Origin of the sequence: Collimonas sp. (genome assembly GCF_035566555.1) — a bacterium.
Classification (GTDB): Bacteria; Pseudomonadota; Gammaproteobacteria; order Burkholderiales; family Burkholderiaceae_D; genus Collimonas.
The window spans coordinates 22,963-40,818 of sequence record NZ_DATMRB010000145.1 but is presented as its reverse complement, the minus strand read 5'-3'; the positions used below and the strand labels follow the sequence as shown (position 1 = coordinate 40,818).

13 protein-coding genes are annotated in these 17,856 nt (G+C 57.6%); 7 read left to right on the top strand and 6 right to left on the bottom strand.

Translation table 11 applies throughout. From position 1 onward, the window contains the following. Positions 1-74: 74 nt before the first annotated feature. From VNZ65_RS18230 to VNZ65_RS18210, 5 genes are all read right to left on the bottom strand, one after another. Positions 75-1,553 (bottom strand): RHS repeat protein, encoded by a 1,479-nt coding sequence (locus tag VNZ65_RS18230; RefSeq protein WP_325671507.1) that lies wholly within the window; start codon positions 1,551-1,553, stop codon positions 75-77. Positions 1,554-1,576: 23 nt separating this feature from the next. Continuing rightward, a complete protein-coding gene (locus tag VNZ65_RS18225; RefSeq protein WP_325671505.1) occupies positions 1,577-3,589 on the bottom strand; it encodes a DUF6531 domain-containing protein in 2,013 nt (670 codons plus the stop codon). Between the two features lie 5 nt (positions 3,590-3,594). Continuing rightward, on the bottom strand, positions 3,595-3,990 hold the full coding sequence (locus VNZ65_RS18220) for a hypothetical protein (RefSeq protein ID WP_325671503.1): 396 nt from the start codon (positions 3,988-3,990) through the stop codon (positions 3,595-3,597). A 514-nt stretch (positions 3,991-4,504) separates the two neighbouring features. Next, on the bottom strand, positions 4,505-4,918 hold the full coding sequence (locus VNZ65_RS18215; protein WP_325671501.1) for a hypothetical protein: 414 nt from the start codon (positions 4,916-4,918) through the stop codon (positions 4,505-4,507). Positions 4,919-5,325: 407 nt separating this feature from the next. Next, complete coding sequence (locus VNZ65_RS18210; RefSeq protein ID WP_325671499.1) at positions 5,326-7,263, bottom strand: S53 family peptidase; 1,938 nt, start codon at positions 7,261-7,263, stop codon at positions 5,326-5,328. Between the two features lie 630 nt (positions 7,264-7,893). Here VNZ65_RS18210 and VNZ65_RS18205 point away from each other — a divergent pair. The 7 genes from VNZ65_RS18205 (at position 7,894) to qhpG (ending at position 16,972) form a co-directional block, all read left to right on the top strand. Further along, positions 7,894-9,090, top strand: coding sequence for an MFS transporter (locus VNZ65_RS18205; RefSeq protein WP_325671513.1), 1,197 nt, complete (start codon positions 7,894-7,896; stop codon positions 9,088-9,090). A gap of 55 nt (positions 9,091-9,145) precedes the next feature. Further along, entirely contained in the window at positions 9,146-9,649 is a 504-nt protein-coding gene (ssb, locus tag VNZ65_RS18200; RefSeq protein WP_325671497.1) for a single-stranded DNA-binding protein, read from the top strand. Between the two features lie 645 nt (positions 9,650-10,294). Further along, entirely contained in the window at positions 10,295-11,827 is a 1,533-nt protein-coding gene (locus tag VNZ65_RS18195; protein WP_325671496.1) for a ferritin-like domain-containing protein, read from the top strand. A 9-nt stretch (positions 11,828-11,836) separates the two neighbouring features. After that, positions 11,837-13,252 (top strand): hypothetical protein, encoded by a 1,416-nt coding sequence (locus VNZ65_RS18190; protein ID WP_325671494.1) that lies wholly within the window; start codon positions 11,837-11,839, stop codon positions 13,250-13,252. Further along, positions 13,242-14,066, top strand: coding sequence for a hypothetical protein (locus VNZ65_RS18185; RefSeq protein ID WP_325671492.1), 825 nt, complete (start codon positions 13,242-13,244; stop codon positions 14,064-14,066). Before VNZ65_RS18190 ends, VNZ65_RS18185 begins: the two co-directional genes overlap by 11 nt. Then, a complete protein-coding gene (locus VNZ65_RS18180; RefSeq protein ID WP_325671490.1) occupies positions 14,056-15,486 on the top strand; it encodes a radical SAM/SPASM domain-containing protein in 1,431 nt (476 codons plus the stop codon). The genes VNZ65_RS18185 and VNZ65_RS18180 overlap by 11 nt, the downstream gene beginning before the upstream one ends. Position 15,487: 1 nt before the next feature. Beyond that, the gene (gene qhpG, locus VNZ65_RS18175; RefSeq protein ID WP_325671488.1) at positions 15,488-16,972 is read left to right on the top strand and encodes a flavin-dependent monooxygenase QhpG; all 1,485 of its coding nucleotides are present in this window, start codon (positions 15,488-15,490) and stop codon (positions 16,970-16,972) included. A 57-nt stretch (positions 16,973-17,029) separates the two neighbouring features. Here the strand turns inward: qhpG and VNZ65_RS18170 are convergent, their stop codons facing one another. After that, positions 17,030-17,806, bottom strand: a complete 777-nt coding sequence (locus VNZ65_RS18170) for an alpha/beta hydrolase (RefSeq protein WP_325671486.1) — start codon at positions 17,804-17,806, stop codon at positions 17,030-17,032. Positions 17,807-17,856 lie beyond the last annotated feature (50 nt).

Genomic DNA, 17,856 nt, shown 5'->3' with positions numbered 1-17,856 from the left:
AAAACTTATTCACTACTTTGTGATGGCGAGCAATGGCGAGTGTCGCCTGGACTGCTGCGAAAAATCATCGATCTCTAAGAACGAACTCCAGCAAAGTCAACAACGCTACTAGCGTCACGCTTACTTTGAACCCGCTGATCTAAACCGTTATGCGCGTAAGTGATTGTGATACCGGCAGCGGTAGCGGTGACCATTCTTCCACGATCGCTATAGGTGTAACTGATGGTGCCGTCGCTGGTCAGATTCCCCGCCGCATCATAGGTGTTGCTCTTCGCCGGTGTCGGCCCAGTCGTGGCCGTCAGCCGATTGCTGTTTGCGGCAATCGTATTGGTGTAGCTGCCACTACCGAAGGTTGCTTGAGTACGGTTGCCGTTTTGATCGTACTGGAAACTCTGAGTATTGGTACTACTGCTTCCGGTGACACTGTTGAGCCGGTTCAGATTGTCGTAGCCGTAGCTTTGATTGAAGTTCGCTGGGGCATTGTTGCCGGTTCCTGCACCGCTGTGGCTGGTTGTCGTGATCCGGCTGGCTGCATCGTAGCTGATCGTCCGGTTGGTGCCATTGCTCAAAGCATTGCCCAGTGGGTAGCTGGTCACGCGACCATCCAGATCGATCCCTCTGGCATAGGTGTTCGTACTGGTACTGCTGCTATTGCCCCAGGTCCAGGTATTCACAGGACCAAAGGCTTGATAGCCGATCCCGGTGAGTAACGGAATGTTGATGCCGGTATTGGTACCGCCACCAGTGGTATTGGTCGGGTTCAGGGTGAGGCTATTAACTCGGCCTGCGGCATCATAGCCGTAGTTGATCCGGTTACCGCTTGGGTAAGTCATGCTGACCAATTGGCCGGTGGTGGTGCCGCTGCTGCCATAGGTATAGCTAATCGTGCTGCTGATACCAGTGCTACTGAGTGTCTGCACTTTGGTGACCAAGCGGCCAAAGCTGCCATAGATATAGGTCGTCTGACCAGATCCATCGGTCATCCGGGTCAGGTGACCGATTGCATTCGGTGCACCTGCCGTACCACCATCGTATTCGAACTGGGTTGGAGTGCCGCTGGCATAGCTGATCTGGGTCAGGCGGTTGAGCGCATCATAGCTATAGGTAGTGGTCTTGCCACGGGCATCGGTGCGGGTCTTCAGATTGCCGGCAGCGTCATATGTCGTGTAGGCGCTGCCAGTGTCGGGGCTGGAAATCGCGTTCTGATTGCCTAGACCATCAACCGTATAACTGGTCACCAAGTTGCGCGGATCCGTGACGGTGTTTAGCTGGCCTTGGCCGTCATAGGTAAAGCTGACGGTGGGACTAGTGACTCCTGTAGCCGGAACCGGTAATGCTTGCTGGATGAGACGTCCCAGACTGTCGTAACCTTGGGTGGTAACGTGTCCAAGGGGATCGGTGATCTTGGTCCGATTTCCCATCGCGTCGTATTCATAACTAGCGGTCGTGTTCTGGACTGCTTGGGCCAGTGCTGCCGTGCCATTCACGCTACCCAGCATTGGGCTATAGGCCAGCGTGAACAGTACCGCGCTGACCAGGGTCTTGATGCCCATTTGTTTCCGTCCTAAACGCCCACTCATTGCGCTGCTCCTGTGATTTGTTGTACCCGATTCAAAGCATCTACCACGCGACTGGTCTGACGTACCAAGGCGCCACTCGGATCCTTGACTTGCTCACTGATCCGGTTACCCATGTTGTCGAGGGTATAGACGATGCTGTTGCCGAGGCTGTCGGCAATGTTGATAAGACGATGGGCAGGATCGTAGGTGTAGCTGATCGTGGATGCATTCGGCAACGTGACTAACGTCAGTTGACCGACGCCGTCGTAGCCATATGTGGTGGTCTCGACTGTGCTGCTTGCGGTGACAGTCTTACCGGTCAGCCAGCCACGAGGGCTATAGGTCAGCGTCGTTGCAATACCATTGGCATCGACAATGCGTCCTACGCGTCCATTGGCATCGTAATTCGACAGGGTTGTCAGCAGGCCTGCTGCATTGGTGATCGTGCTCAGATTGCCGCTGCTGTCGTAGGTGTAGGTGGTCTTGTCCACCACATCAGTTCTCGGACCGGTCGCGGTCAAGACCTGGCCGACAGTATTGTAGATGTAGCTCCAGGTGCGCGCTGTGCCGACCAACGTTGGCGACAAGCCCTGGGCGCCGCTTGCATCGCTGGTGGCTTGCACCGTCTTGCTCAACAGGTTACCGGAGGTGTCGTACGCAAAGGTTGTCAACAGTTTCGGCTCGGCGATCTGCAATGGCAAGCTGTAGGTGGCATGCCAAGCCGTCGTGATCGTTCTGGCCTGCGACGTCCCGGACGCTTCCGTACGGCTAGTTTCCAAGTTACGCGTCAGGTCGTAGCTGTAGGTGGTGACTGTGCCATTGAAATCAGTGCGTTTTGCAACGTTGCCGTTTGCGTCATACGTGACGGCAGACGACGCGGCGCCACAACCGGCGCCACCGGGCTGATTTTGGCTTGTGCTCTTGATCGTGTTGAGCAAGGTTTGAAACGTGTAGGTGCGGACCGTCCCCAAGGGATCAGTGACGGTACCTTGGCTACCAGACTGGGTGTAGGCAATGCTGTATTTCTCGACACCTCCGGCATGCTCAGTTGAAATACCTCTGCCGGTGTTGTCATAGTTAAATGTGGCAAAGCGCACGTTGTTCTGATCGACAATGCCAGTCAGAGCGCCGGGTAGATTGACTTTTGACGTGTAGGCCGGCTCGTTATAAACATAGGTACGAGTCTTGCCATCCTGATAGGTCATGGTACTAAGATCGTTATTGCTGTCGTAACTATAGCTGACCGTCTTGCCGGTCGGGTCCGTCATCTGGACCACACGGCTGCTGCTGTCATAAGTGAAATTGAGTTGGCGGCCGAATTGATCTGCCACACGCAACAACAATCCTGGTTGCGGTGCAATGGCTGCTGGTGTAGTCGTATCAGAATAGCTCAGCGTCTGAGTCCAACCTTCGCGACTGGTAATGCTGAGTAGCTTGCCTGCAGCGTCATAGTTTTCTAGTGATTGATCTGCGGCGACTCGGTATTGCCAGCCCATAGTGTTGCCTGCGCTGTCGGTTTGCCGCGTCAGACTATCGGTAATATCGGCATCCGGGCGATACACGCCTCCCGTCAAGGTGAACGTCAAGATCTTGCCATCAATGCGTTGGACGCCAGCATTGTTGGGATAGGCGCTGTTGGTCCGTACCATGCGTTCATAGTTGCTGCTCCAGCGCGCGCCGTAGCGGCCGTTACGGGTACTGTTACTGTTGTAGGTGCGCTGCAATTCCACACCACCACCTACGGCACCCAGATAATCAGATTCCAGTTGCCGTTTGTTGCCATTGCCGTGGTTGATCGGGTTGCCGTCCTCAAGCGGGCAGGGGCAGGCAGTGCAAGCAGGCTTGCCTACATTCTTGTCGACTGGTGCTGCCCCAGGATTGTAGCTACAGCTATTTGGGTTGTTGAGTTCAGGCCTGCAAGAAGGATCGTAAGGAACAATAGGTGCCGGAGCAGCGCACTGCGCTGGCCCGGCAGACGCATCTACCGGAATTGAGCCATCAGCACAGTACGCCGAACCTAAAGTGCCCAAGTAATTTAAATTACACTGATATGAAACAACAGCCCCCCGGGAAACCAATTAGGCCCGTCACCAAGCGGGAAACCCATCGAAGCACAAGACGCCGCAGGCGTAGAGTAATAATTTCCGCTATAAGAATTAAACCTAAACAGCGCATCACTTGCACAAGCTTCATAGTGCGCAAGAATCATCATCAGCGCGACGCAAACGGATGCTATGAGCCGCTTCGATAAAAAATGCATCGGAACAATATTCACGCAGCTATTGTTTTCAGGATGTTCTGCTGTTGCCGGCCAAATTGACTGCGCTCTCGTACTTATCACTTCCGTCATTTCTATCCCTTTTATACGCCCGAAACAAAATTCCTGTGCTGCGCTGTCATCGGCCTTTGATTGCGCAGTTTCTTCTTGCACAACTAAGAAGCGGTGTCAGATCCAAGGACAAGATCCTCATTCTTTGAGCTGGCCCAGGTTTTCTCGACTCAATCATGCTCACCGCACATTAAGTTACATACGGCAACGCAAATGTATTGCGGGAAAGCAATTCCGGCAATCCAGAAATCACAATTTATTGCACTGCACATTCATAGACATTCAAATAACAACACTTTGCAATATTTCTACAGCCTATTAGCTAAAGAGAAATGTTGAATATGCAATATGGGATAGCGAATCGTGCCAACGCGACAGTAGGTGCCGATCACAGACACTTGCGTTATAGATGGAGGAATTTTGGAAGTCAGAAAATGAAATGCTGTCATTATGCTGTCATTCTGGAGCCCAATCAGCCCCAAAACACCCCAATTAATGACAGCGTTATATTTCTAAGATATTGATTTAAAACGATATATTGGTGGAGGCGGCGGGAATCGAACCCGCGTCCGAATACTGCTAAGACAAGTACATTCTATGCACACTATTCGTTGGTTTAGGCAGATTTTGGGTACGGGTCTTCATTGGAGGAACTGTGCCATCGAGCGACAGCCGCCCGGCTCAACTCGACGGAATACTTAGCCTTTAGCGCATCAATCTGCTCTGAGCTAAGCGTAACTGAAGAATTTGAAATCATAGCGCCGCAATACATGAAGAGATAAAGCGCCGCCAGTTCTTCAAGCCGTTCGGACTTGGACTCTACGCTAAATATCTTCGGTTGTTCGATGAGTGCCGCAATTTCCACGGAAGGATCGTCGCTTTCACGATCTGCGATGTAAAGGTAACTCCATGTGCGGCTGTTCACTGGAAAGGAGTCCCCGTCGGTATCGACATTTCGATCCATACCATACAAGAGATCGAGGAATACGCGAAAGTCTGGTCGATTGCCATTGATGGTGATGTGATGCATGGTCCTCCTGTGTGTAAGCACAATTTCCGCACCGTCTTTGATCAGGCAGGCTTAGGCAAGGGCAATAGTTGAGCGAAATTGGTAGCTTTGGGAATGAAATTTTGATCAAAGATTGTCTAATATTAGTTTAGTAGTTAAACGCTATGCCCCGGAAATAAATCAACGTATTCCGCGCAGATATTAGACAAGTTCTTCGTAGACCTAATATCCATGCGGGTTACAGCCATATTGCACCCTGACACTATATCAGGGTAGGGATATTTGGGTTTGACCGGCTACTCTTGCCGTCGGCGGCAATGCGGATATGGTTTGGTTTTGTGCCGTGGAATGGTGCTTGGCGCGATCGCCGCCGCACTCCCGAAGAAGCGCGGCGGCGATGTCAGGCAGGTAAATCAGAACGATGACGATTAACGTGCAAAATCCGCCGTGTTCGTGACAAAGGCATTCAGGTTGCCGATATTCAGGCTGCCGAAGCCGGTCACCGCGTCCCAGCCCTTGGCGGCCTTGAAGCCGTAGGAGCTGCTGTAGCCGTTGGTGCCGGAAGTCACGTCATGCAACAGCGAGGCGTTGGCTGCCAGCGGGAAGTACTTGTAGAAGCTGGCGGCAGGGAAGCCCAGGCCGTTGGCATTGGCCGATTGCAGGCGCGCCCACACGCCGGTGAAGATCGGCGCTGCCAGGCTGGTGCCGCCAACCGTGTACAGATTGCCGTTCTGGTTGGTGGTGCTGCCGTTGATGACCAGGTTGGCGCCGCTGGCGCTGGCGGCGTCGAAGGCGATGTCCGGTAAGCCGCGGGTGGTGGCGCCGGAGGCGGTCACGCCGGACTGGTAGCTTGGCGCCGCTTCGTATTTGCTGTAGCCGCCGCCGGTGGCCCAGATGCGCTTGGTGTTGTCGACGTCGCCGGCAGCATCGTACTGGCCGATCGCCCGCAAGCCTTCATTCCAGACGATCTCGCTGCTGTATGCACCAGCGTTGGTATACAGGGCGGTGCCGCCGACTGCGATCACGTAGGGCGAGCTGGCTGGTTCGCTGACGTCATAGGTCGACTTGTTCTTCGGCACGCCAGGTGCACCGGAAATCGAGCTGACCTGGCAGTTGTAGGCGCCGGCATCGCCGGTTGATACCGAGAATGTCTGGCCTTGTGCAACCGCCTGTTTGAAAATGTTGTCATCAGCTGCCTGCGAACCCTCGCTATTGGCCGCTGCTTCGCAGACCCCGAGCGAGACGTTGATGACCTTGGCCAGATTATCCGACACAGCCTGGTTGTAGGAAGCAGTGATACTGCTCAACTGCATGTCTGGCGATGCGTAGAAAATCAGCTGTTGCACCGCGCCGCCGGTCGTGCCGGCAATGGTCTGGCTGTCCAGGTTCCATTCGACCATGCCGGCGGTGTCGCTGTAGTCGCTGCCGTCGGCGCCGGTTTGCACGACGTTGGTGTTGATGGTGGCGAAATTATTGCTGTCGGTAAAGGTGTTCAGGTCCGAGATAGTCTGCGTCAGGTCGCCTTCGGAAATCACGGCGACGGTCGTGTTCGACGCGGTCGGCGTGCTGCCGGCGTTATAGATGCCTGGGAATTCCGCCGGGCTGTGCGAGGTTTGTACTGGCGTTGCATTGGTGCGTGCCTTGGCTAGCACGGCAGCGCGGGCTTGTTGCGGCGCTTGCATGACAAAGTTGGTATGGGCCAGTTCGACGTTCTGCAGGCCGAGCACCGAGCCGACGATGTGGCCCAGGGCTGCCGGCACCTGGGCGGCGTCGGTATTGGCGAATACCGGGCGGCCGTCCTGCTGGAAGCGTTTCAGCGCAGTATGGAAGCCGGCCTGCACGGTGGCTGCCGTGCCGGAAGCTGACACAAGCTGGCGGTTCGGCGCGACTTTGATATTCACAAAACCGGCCTTGCGCAAGTGCGCTACTACGGTCGCTACATCTTTTTCGGTAGGCGCATATTCTGCCTTGAACTGGGCCGGCGTCAGGTATTTGCGATGGTTTGCGCTGCCTGGCGTATGCAGCTCCTTCAGGAATTGGTCGAGCTTGGCTTCGTTACGCAGGTTCAGGCTCAGCGTGACATGCACTGGCTCGCCTTGCGCCATTTGTACCGCGGCTTCTGCCGGCGTCGGCACACTGGCGTCGACTGCGGTGCTTTTCTGTTTCGCCTGCACTTGCGGCAGGAAGGCCTTGGTCTTGGTGGCGACCCAGGTGTCGTCGGCCGCGGCGTGCGCTACGCCGGACAAGGATGCGAACGCCAGCGACAACGCCAATGACAATGCCGAAGCACGGGGAATCGCAAAGCCTGCTGCCGATTTTCTTGCCGATGTCTGCACTGCTGTTTTCGTTACTGTTTCGGATTTCATGCGTTTATTCCTCTTGAATAGAACAACCGATAAAGGACGCCGCTTTCCCTGCAAGGCATTCCGCCCTGCACAGGTTGACCTGGCGCTGGAGCCTGCGTCGCCGGCGGCGATGCAGGAGATAACGGACGTCAGTCCGTTAAGGGGATGGCGGCAGCGTCAACGCTGCCTGTGCCGTAAAGGGGGAGGTGTGGTCGCCGGCCGGATCTGGCCGTGCGCGGGTGGCAAGTGAAAAAATAGGGAGAAGCATCGTTGCGTGAAAATCATGGGATTTCCCTCTTGAGGATGAACAACACCGTAGTGACTCTTATGGAGTCCTACTAGTTATGCCAATCGAAATGGGAAAAGGGGTCATGCTTTTGGGAAATATTTGAACAGATCTGTCTAATATTTGTAAGCAAATGTTAGCGTCGGTTTTGTGGCCGGCGCAGGCGCTGGAAAGTCCATGGCAAAACATCAAGGCGCACGGCGCAATCGGCACGGTCCGGCATGCGCGCCGATTGTGGCCCCTCCATTCCCTGCTACTATATTGGGTTTGGATCTTCGTTCCGGCGCTGCCTCGGCGCCGTCCTCTGGTAATAGCTCAACATGAATAATCCGTCTTCCATCCCCGCCAGCGACGCCGGCAGCGGCATGAGCCGCGCCGAAGTCAAGGCGAGCGCCTCGCTGGCTTCGATCTTCGCCTTGCGCATGCTCGGCCTGTTCCTGATCCTGCCGGTGTTCGCGGTGCACGCCAGGACCCTGCCCGGCGGCGACAGCGCAGCGCTGGTCGGCCTGGCGATGGGGATCTACGGCCTGGCGCAGTCGTTCGGACAAATCCCGTTCGGCGTCGCCTCCGATAAATACGGCCGCAAGAAAATCATCGTCATCGGCCTGATCCTGTTTGCGCTGGGATCGTTCATTGCCGCCGGCGCCGAGAATATCTACTGGGTCATCATCGGCCGCGCGATACAAGGCGCCGGCGCGATTTCGGCGGCGGTGACCGCCTTCATCGCCGATTCCACCCGCGAAGAACACCGCACCAAGGCCATGGCCCTGGTGGGCGGTTCGATCGGCCTGACGTTCGCCTTGTCGCTGATCATTTCGCCGCTGCTGTATGAATGGATAGGCATGGGCGGCATCTTCGCCATGACCGGCATCCTGTCGCTGGCGGCCATCGCCGTGGTGCTGTGGCTGGTGCCGAGCGTGCCGCTGGTCAAGGCCAGGCGCGTGGCCTGGTCGGAAATCCTGCGCAACGGCGAGCTGATGCGTCTCAACTATGGCGTATTCGCCCTGCACATGACGCAGATGGCGATGTTCGTGGTGATGCCGGCGGCGCTGGTCAAATACGCCAACCTGCCGGTTGCCGCGCACTGGAAGATTTATTTGCCGGTGGTGCTGGCGTCGTTCGTCCTGATGCTGCCGCCGGTATTTGTCGGCGAGAAGCAAGGCAAGATGAAACAGGTGATGGTGGCGGCAGTGGCCTTGTTGTTTATCGTGCAACTTGGCTTGCTGGCGACATTCTCGATGGAAACAATCCGCTGGCAATGGCTGGTCGTGCTGCTGCTGGGCTTCTTTATTGCCTTCAACGTGCTGGAGGCCAGCCAGCCCTCGCTGGTGTCGCGCATCGCGCCGCCGGCCGCCAAAGGCGCCGCCCTCGGCGTGTATAACACCATGCAGGCCCTGGGCCTGTTCGCCGGCGGCGCCATAGGCGGATTGCTTAAACAGCATGCCGGAGCGCCTTCCGTGTTCATTTTAGGAGGGGTAGCGACCCTGTGCTGGCTTATAATCGCATCCAGCATGAAAAATTTGCCACGCCGCAGCCAGGCGGCCGTTTCAGCGGCAGCATAAGTTTCAAGGCATTGTTCAACGCATTTATCAAGATATTCGTAATCAGGAGAGAAACATGGCATCGGTCAATAAAGTCATCATCGTCGGCAATCTCGGCCGCGACCCGGAAACACGCTACATGCCAAACGGTGAAGCAGTCACCAACATTGCCGTTGCCACCACGGAAAGCTGGAAAGACAAGAACAGCGGAGAGAAAAAGGAATTAACCGAGTGGCACCGCATCACCTTCTACCGCAAGCTGGCGGAAATCGCCGGCCAGTACCTGAAGAAGGGTTCGCAGATCTACGTCGAAGGCCGCCTGCAGACCCGCAAATGGCAAGACAAGGATGGCGCCGAGCGCTACACCACTGAAATCATCGCCGACACCATGCAGATGCTCGGCAGCCGCCAAGGCGCCGGCGGCAGTGCGCCTATGGATGACGGCGGCGGTTACAACAGTGCGCCGCCGGCACGCCAGAATACCGGCGGCGGTGCACCGGCGGCAGCAGCTTCCCGCCCAGCGCCTGCTTCGCGTCCGGCGCCGAATTTCTCGGATATGGATGACGATATTCCGTTCTGAGACCCGGTAATTTAATTCTGTAAACTAGACCCGCTAAGTCACTGATTTAGCGGGTTTTTTCATTCTTGCTTCCTTTATGCAAACTGGAAGCCGCGACGACGTGAAATTTTGATCGCATCATTTCCTGTCCGGGCCAACTTCCTCGATTTTTCGCTGCTACCGTACCCCGCAGACGCGCAGAACCCGCGCCAGCACGATCTGATCCGTGTCCGCCGCCATTGTAGAAATCCCATCCCATCCACCTGCAACAATGAAAACGCTGCGGCTGCCATGGTCCTTGCCGCAGGTCTTGGGCTTGCCGAGGACGATTCCGGGCGCTTGACGCAAGTCCTATCAATTTTGACAGTTGTTCAAATACGGATTGAGGAACAATCTTGCTGCGGACTTCATGTTTGCGGAGCAACAGATATGCAGATTGAACGTTAGAAAAAATAAATGTCTCGCCCCGTCTTCCCACTTGAACTCTGCTTCACCTTGACCGATCAGTAGCAGCCAGCCGATGGACAGATGTCTTGGCATGGTCGTTGCCGCAGTGTCAGCGGGCGGCGCCGCCGCCCCGGCATTTCAGCATGCCAGGCTGTCACTTGTATTTCGTTGTTTTCACAAGCCCTACCTTTCTTAACGAAGTTGATGCGAGGAGAAACAATGCGAGCTTCACAAATACGTCGCCATCTTGGTGGCGGAGCGGGGCTATTACCCCGTACCGCGACTATGGCCTTGGCCGCGCAAGACGGTTCCAGCGAAGTCTTGCTCAATCTTGAATTTTCCCCACGCGACTACGTCGCTTACCTGCTTTCCATTGATGCCGAAATCGAGCACTGCCTGATGGTGCAGTACTTGTATGCGGCCTATTCTCTGGGCGGACCGCAGGTGCCGCCGCAGTTTCGCGAGGCGGTACGCAACTGGCAAGAAGTGATTCTTGGCATCGCCAAGGAAGAAATGGGGCACCTGATCTCGGTGCAGAACGTGTTGCGTCTGATTGGCGCGCCGCTGCACTTCGAGCGCGAAGATTATCCGTGGGATGTGCCGTTTTACCCGTTTCCGTTCATGCTGCAGCCGCTGACCCTGGATTCACTGGCCAAGTACGTGTACACCGAAGCATCCGTGGGCTGGAATGGCGGCGCCCTGGGCGATGAGATTAGGGCGCGGGTCGCTACCCAGACGTCGAATCCGCACCAGGTTGCAGAATTATTCGATACCCTGATTCCGCTGGTGGAAGACCCGCTGTATTTGCCAGACTACGTATTCCAGGCCGATACCTTTTCCTGCCAGGCCAATTTTGCCGAATGGGGACGCGGTTACCAGGGCGGCAACCGCGGCAACAGCGAAGGCAAGAGCGTGGGCAAGACGCCCGATGTGCTGGTGGTTCCGGTGACTTGCCGCGACGATGCGGTGAATGCGTTGAAGGCAATCGCCAAGCAAGGAGAGGCTCCGCATGGATCGGAACCATCGCATTTTGTGCGCTTCTTGCGTGTGTACGTTGAAATGCGCGCGGCGCTGACCCATCAACCCTGCAGCCTGGAGTTGTGGAACAATGCGCGCCCCGCCGATTTCCTGGCGGATGCGTGGGCGCGTTCCTACCCTGACGCCAGCGCGGCGCCCCAGGTCAACGCTGGCTCATGGAGCGCATCGCGCCCGGTTGCGGTCAATCCCTATGTGTCGCTCGACACGGATGAAGAACCGGAGCAAGGCGGGACTCCCGTCACGGCAATCACCGATCCGGAATCGGCATTGTGGGCGACGCTGCACAATGTGCGCTATCGCATGCTGCTGAGCTATCTGATCCACAGCTTTACGCTCTACGGCGGCTTGAATGCAGCCGGATTGATCACGCCGCGCGGCACGATTGTGAACGCCACTTTCGGCGAAATGTACAACTTGCGGGCCATCTCGGAAATTCTGATGCAATCCCCGGTTTCCGCCACAGACCCAGATGCCGGGTTTGCCGGGCCGCCATTCCAGATGCCGTACACCCTGGACAGCCCGTTCGGTGAAGCCAACCGCTGGATCGGCCATCTCGACCTGCTGACCGCTTCCGAGGGACTGATTGCGGCCCTGCTGGCGACCAGCAGCCCGGACCGGCATACCTATCTGCACAGTTTGCGCGAAGCGGATAAAGGCATGATCGCGATTGCGACCCGCATTTTGTCCGGCAGTATCGATCCCGCCTTACTTTAGGAGCCCGTCATGCCGATCTTAGAACTCCGTATCCTGCCGCCCATCGCCATCGGACGTTTGGGGGCTGCAGCGACACCGCTGGAAGCGTTTGACCTGGAAGTCAATCCCGATCAGCCGTTTGATTACCGCCGGATCGTGCCGCAACCTAGTTTTGAAGTAGATCCGGCGAGCGGGGAAATCCTGCGCAGCTATGTACCGGAAACCATCCGCTTCAAAGACGACAACAAAAAAATCCGGCCGGTCGCGCCTTTCCTGGAAGTGTATGCGCGCACCAGCGAGCTGCCCGAAGAACTGCAGCCGCTGACGCTCGCCCTGCTGCAGGCAGAAAACCTCGATTTGACGGCGCTGCATTGGGATATCGATCTGGGCAACATCAAGATCTACCGCCGCACCAACAATAAAAAAGACAAGATCCACGCCAGCCTGCATACCCTGAAAGACCATCAGCGCCATGCGATGGAGGGCCATTGTCTCAATTTCCATTCAGGAAAAAAACTGCCGCTTGGTTACATCCAGTTCATCAAGCCGAGTGCGCAGTTCCCGGAAATCCGGCTGCGTTACACGCCGGCTGCCGGCATCGTGTACGGCACCCGGATGAAACGGCGCGAATCGTATCAAGACCCGAAGCTGCGCGACGATCCTGTGATCGATTGCGAAGACCTGGTGCTGTACGACGAAAAAAACGGTGACTGGCTGAACTACACCGAAAGCACCGGCCCGACCCTGACCAATCCGGCCGGTATCTATGCCGGCTACGCCGACAAAGACGGCAACCAGGTCAGCTGGGGCTACCTTGACGACGAATGCGACGGCGTGGCGCGTATCGGTTTGACGCGCAAGGACGGCAGCCAGTTATGGGCGCACGGCTATATCGGCGCCGGGCCACCGGCGTTCGCGCCGGACACGCTGCCGATCCGGGTCGTGTCGGACGAAATGGAGCAAATCCTGTACGGCCCGGAAGTGGCGGAAGAAAGCGTGTCGCTCGACGCCGCAACGGAAATCGTGTTGCGGGCCCTGGAAACGGTGCGGCTGATGAATTCCGCCGTGATGAACGGTAATCCATTCAATGGGCAACTGAATGTGGCGAGCACCATGGTGCGGCAAAACAGCGCCGATTTCGAACGCTATTACGAACCGATTGCGGCGCCGTCCATCGTTGACAATCTCGCCTTGCGCGCCCTGCACGAAAGGGTGTTCAGCACCTTGACCGCCGGCGGTGCGCCCTGGTTCGCCAAGGTGTTGCGCCAGCCGGAGGAAATCGGCGACCTGTCGTCGGAAGGACTGCGCAAGATGCCGGCCCTGATGCGCGGCGCCGATGGCCGCAGCCTGACCCTGACCCGGCGTCACATCAACATGGTGATCAAGGCCGCGCGCAATGCGATGTTCGGCCAAACCAATCCAGACGGAGGCAAAAATGTCCGCTAAAAACATGACGATCCGCGCCAGCAACCTGACCGCGCAAATCCACCATCGCGGCGCCGGCAATCCGGCTTCGGTGCTGCCGCGCAGCGCCATCTCCAATTGTTTTCCGGGGCTGGAGTTCGACTTCCGGAATCTATGGCGGCGCGCTTTCGAAGGCATCACGCTGGTGGAGAACAACAACTACGTCATCGATGCCGATCCGCCATTCCAGCATCTGGCGACACGCCGCCTGCTGCGCTTTGCCGGCCTGGATGTCGGCACCATGGTCGCTACCAGCGGCCCGGTTTTGCCGAATGGCGATTCCGGCACCCTGGCCAGCTCCGCCAATCCGAATGCGGTCTCGTTCATGGAGTGGTCGAATTCCTTCGCTCGCATCATGCATTTGCAGGGACAGCAGGTCGAATGTGAATTTACCACCTATGCCAACGCTACCAATGAAGTGCTGTTGACGCCGAAAATGGAAACGCTGAAGGTCAGCCTGACCATGCGTCGTTTCTTTGAGGAAGAAACCGCCGCCATCAATATCGACATGCTGCAACCGGGGGAATTGACCCAGGGGCTGTGCGCCCCATGGCAAAACGACTATCGCGAATGCGCCTGTTATTACTGGGCCGCGTCACGCCCCGACTATGTGAACGTGGAGCCGGGCCAGGACGGTCTTGCCAAGGGCGATATGTGGTTTGCAAAGAAACGCACCGGCACCTACATTCCAGATAATCGGGTCGATACTCGCCTGTGGTCTTACGATGACTTGTTCAAATCCTGGCAGGAGGATTTGCAATTCGTGATTCGCGGGAAAGATGCCGATGAAGCATGATCAAGCAACGCATCGCGAATCCGGGCGGGCTTCCGCAGTGGTGGCCGCAGGAGCCAGCCTGGCTCCTGCGCTGGCGGCGCGTATCGCAGCGGCTTCGCGGCCGCGGCAACGCGATGCCCATCTGGTCGAAGATGCACAGGGCGCACAGCTGCTGGTGGTGAACGGCAGTCGCCTGTTCCATTTGCCGCCCGCGCTGGCAGCCGAATTCCGGGCGGCGCTGGATGGCATGGACGACTCTGTCGTGCAAGGCTTGATCGCCAGCAGCGGCTTGCAGTCGGCGCCGCTGATTGACGATACGCCGCTGGCTGCGCCGCCGGTGCACGCCTTGTCGCTGGCGATTGCGCAGAAATGCAATCTGGGATGCACCTACTGTTACGCGCAGCAAGGCGAGTTTGGCGGCAAAGCCAAAAACATGGAGCTGGATACGGCGAAACAAGCCGTGGACCTGCTGCTGGCCAAGGCCGCGCCTGGAGCCAAGGTCAACCTGGCCTTCATGGGAGGCGAGCCGCTGGCCAATCGTCCGGCGCTGCGTGCCGTCACCCGTTATGCCGAAGAGCAAGCCAGGCAACGTTCGGTCAACTGCCATTTTTCGATTACGACCAATGGCAGCCTGCTGCAAGCGGACGATGCCGATTTTTTCGAGGAGCACGGCTTCGCCGTCACCGTCAGCCTCGATGGTCCGGCGGAGCAGCACAATCGTTTGCGCCCATTCAAAGGAGGTAAAGGTTCTTTTGATCAGATCGTCGAACGCTTGGCGCCGCTGCTGGAACGGCAACGCCGGATGCAGGTATCGGCCAGGGTGACCGTCACGCCGTTCAATCTGAACCTGCCGCAGACGCTGGATTTATTCATAGGCATGGGCTTCCATAGCGTCGGTTTTTCGCCGCTATTGCGCGCTTCCAACGGACAGGCGGAAATGACGCCGGAGGATATGGAAGACATGCTGCAAGGAATGATCGCCTGCGGCCTGGCGTTTGAACAAAATGTGATGCTGGGGCGGCGCTATCCGTTCATGAACATGCAAAACGCCCTGCGTGAAATTCAGCGCGGCACGCATCGTCCTTATCCCTGCGGCGCCGGCGCCGGCTATTTCGGCGTATCCGCCGAAGGCGAACTCGCTGCCTGCCATCGTTTTGTCGGCGATGAGGCCGGCAAGATGGGCGATCTTGCCAGCGGCGTAGATAGCGGCCGCCAGACTGTCTGGCTGGAGCAGCGCCACGTGCACCAGCAACAGCCCTGCAATTCTTGCTGGGCGCGTTACATGTGCGGCGGCGGCTGCCACCATGAAGTGCTGGCGCGTGGCCGCAGCGCCTGCGATTACATTAGAGGCTGGCTGCATTACACCATCGGCGCGCACGGCCGCCTCAGCCAGCTCGCGCCGGCCTGGTTTGCCGGCGCCGACAGCGCAAGCATAGGGTGAGATGCAGCACCAAACCGACATGTTCGTCATCGGCGCCGGCCCGGCCGGTTTATGTGCGGCGCTGCGTTTGCAGCAACTCGGCTATCGTGTCGTACTGATCGAACGCAGCACTGTCTGGCCGCGCAGCCAGATTGGCGAAGCCTTGACGCCAGGCGTAAAAAATATTATCGACTATCTGGATGCCAACGAGGCTTTGGCAAACGTGCCTCACCTGACCCGTTTGCCGACACGCCTGAGCTGGCGCAGCAGGATTGCCGAAACGGTGGCGCACGCCGATGCCGCGGTAGTCGACCGTTCGGCTTTCGATGCGGCCTTGCTGCAACTGGCGCAGGCGCGCGGCATAGAAGTGCATCGGCCAGCCAGCCTGAATAGCGTTGCCGGCAGCGCAGGAGACTGGCAGCTGAGCTTTTCAACGCCGAACGCCACCCATCAGGTGCAGGCGCGGATGATTCTGGATGCGCGGGGACGCCAAAGCAGCCAGTCTCAGCAATTGCTCTGTGCGCCGCGCCTATCCGCCTTGTGGGCTGAAGTGGCGGAAAACGACATTCCATCCGAACTGGCGCATGTCACCCTGGTGGAGGCGCTGGAGCAAGGCTGGTTGTGGGGCACCCGCCTGCCGGATCGGCGTTATCGCGTCATGTTGTTGTCCGATCCCGTTGCATCGCGCCGGCTCAGTGCAGGCCGGCCCGAGTCCTGGCTGCGTGGCAGTTGCGGCGCCAGCCGCTTGTTCGCCGGCGTGGCGCAGCTGCCGTTTCAAAGTCCGTTGCAAATGTGCGTCGCCACGCCGTATATGGCAATCGACGGCTGGCAGGATGGCCGCTTGAAAATTGGTGACGCGGCATTTGCTTTGGATCCGATATCGTCGTCCGGCGTAGAAAAGGCGATGCGCTTTTCCTTGCAGGCGGCGATTGCCATTCACACTTTTCTGCAGGCAGAAGCCCCGGCGCAGCAAACACTGGCGCGTGAGTTTTACCAGCAGCGCTTGATTGAAACCTATGCCCGCCATCATTTCTGGACGGCGGCATATTACCGGCAGGCCTGGTGCAGCGAACAGGCGTTTTGGCAGGAGCGCGCAACACCAGGAATGATAGCGGCGCCCGGGAATCGCGAAGCCGGGCTCATGATCGAAACCTTGCAAAAGGAAATCGATCAGCTTGGCAGTTACCGTGAACCGGCAATTGAAGCTGCTCCGGAAATGCTTGTGCACCAGATGATTCGCTTTCATCATCTGGTGCAGATCGTTTCGCTACCCTGCGTCGTGGGCGATAAAGTTGAACTGCTGCCTGCCATGCGGCACCCTCATCTGGAGCGTCCGCTGGCATTTTGGGAAAATGAAGCGATATTGCCGGGCCTCGGGATTTTGCTGCAGAAGGCGAGCTCGGCGTCGGTACTCGGCCTGCTTGGTCAATCCATGAGTCTGCAAAAGGCCCGACGCTTGCTAGCCTGGTTGTGGCAGCGCGGACTGGTGGAAATTGCAAGCGATTGACGGCGCCCGTGAGAGCGCATTCTGAATGGCGGGGCGCCAGCCAGATATTCCTGTGTGTCAATCGAACAGGAATTTCCGGACTAGCTTGACCAATGCTTCAGGCTGTTCCAGGAAAGCGGCGTGTCCGCTTTCAAGCTGCGCGTACTCGCTGCCTGGTATCAGTTCATGCAAAGCGCGGGTTTGATATTCCGGGATCAGATAATCATAGGCGCCGCGAACGACCAAGGTCGGGGCGGCAATTTTTTTGGCCAGTTCCCGGATATCGATTCGTAAACCGAGTTCAATTCGCCGTTTGGTGTCAGGCGGTGCCGCCTGTTTCAGGAACATCGAAATCCTATCGTGCCCGAGCGCTGTGAGGAACGGCGGGCTGACCGCCAGCGACATGACATAGCGATTGCTCAGCTCGGCATCCAGTCGCTCCAGCCTTGCCCAGCTGCCAAACACCATCTGATGACGTGCATCGCTGCTGTCGGCCCAACCGGCCACCAGCACCAGCCGGCGCACCAGGGCAGGGTAGCGCGCCGCGGTCGCTGCCGCCACCACCGCGCCGAGGGAGTCGCCAAGCAAGTCAACCGGCCCGTCCGAGGCATGGCGTATCGTCGCGGCAATCTGCTCAACCAAGGTTTCAAGCTGCAAATCGCCTGGCGGGATCGTTGAATTGCCGCAGCCGGCGTAATCAGGGCTGATCACCTGGCGCTGGTCGGCAAAACGTTCCACCACGTGGCCGAAATTTGCCTGTGCGCCGATGCTGGTTCCATGCACCAGCACCAGTCCGGGGCCTTTGCCGCTGCTTGTGTAATGCACGCTAGTGCCGGCAGCCGAAATCACAGTCATGAATAAATCACCTTCGTTAAAAATAACAAGAAAAATTTGATGCCCAGTCC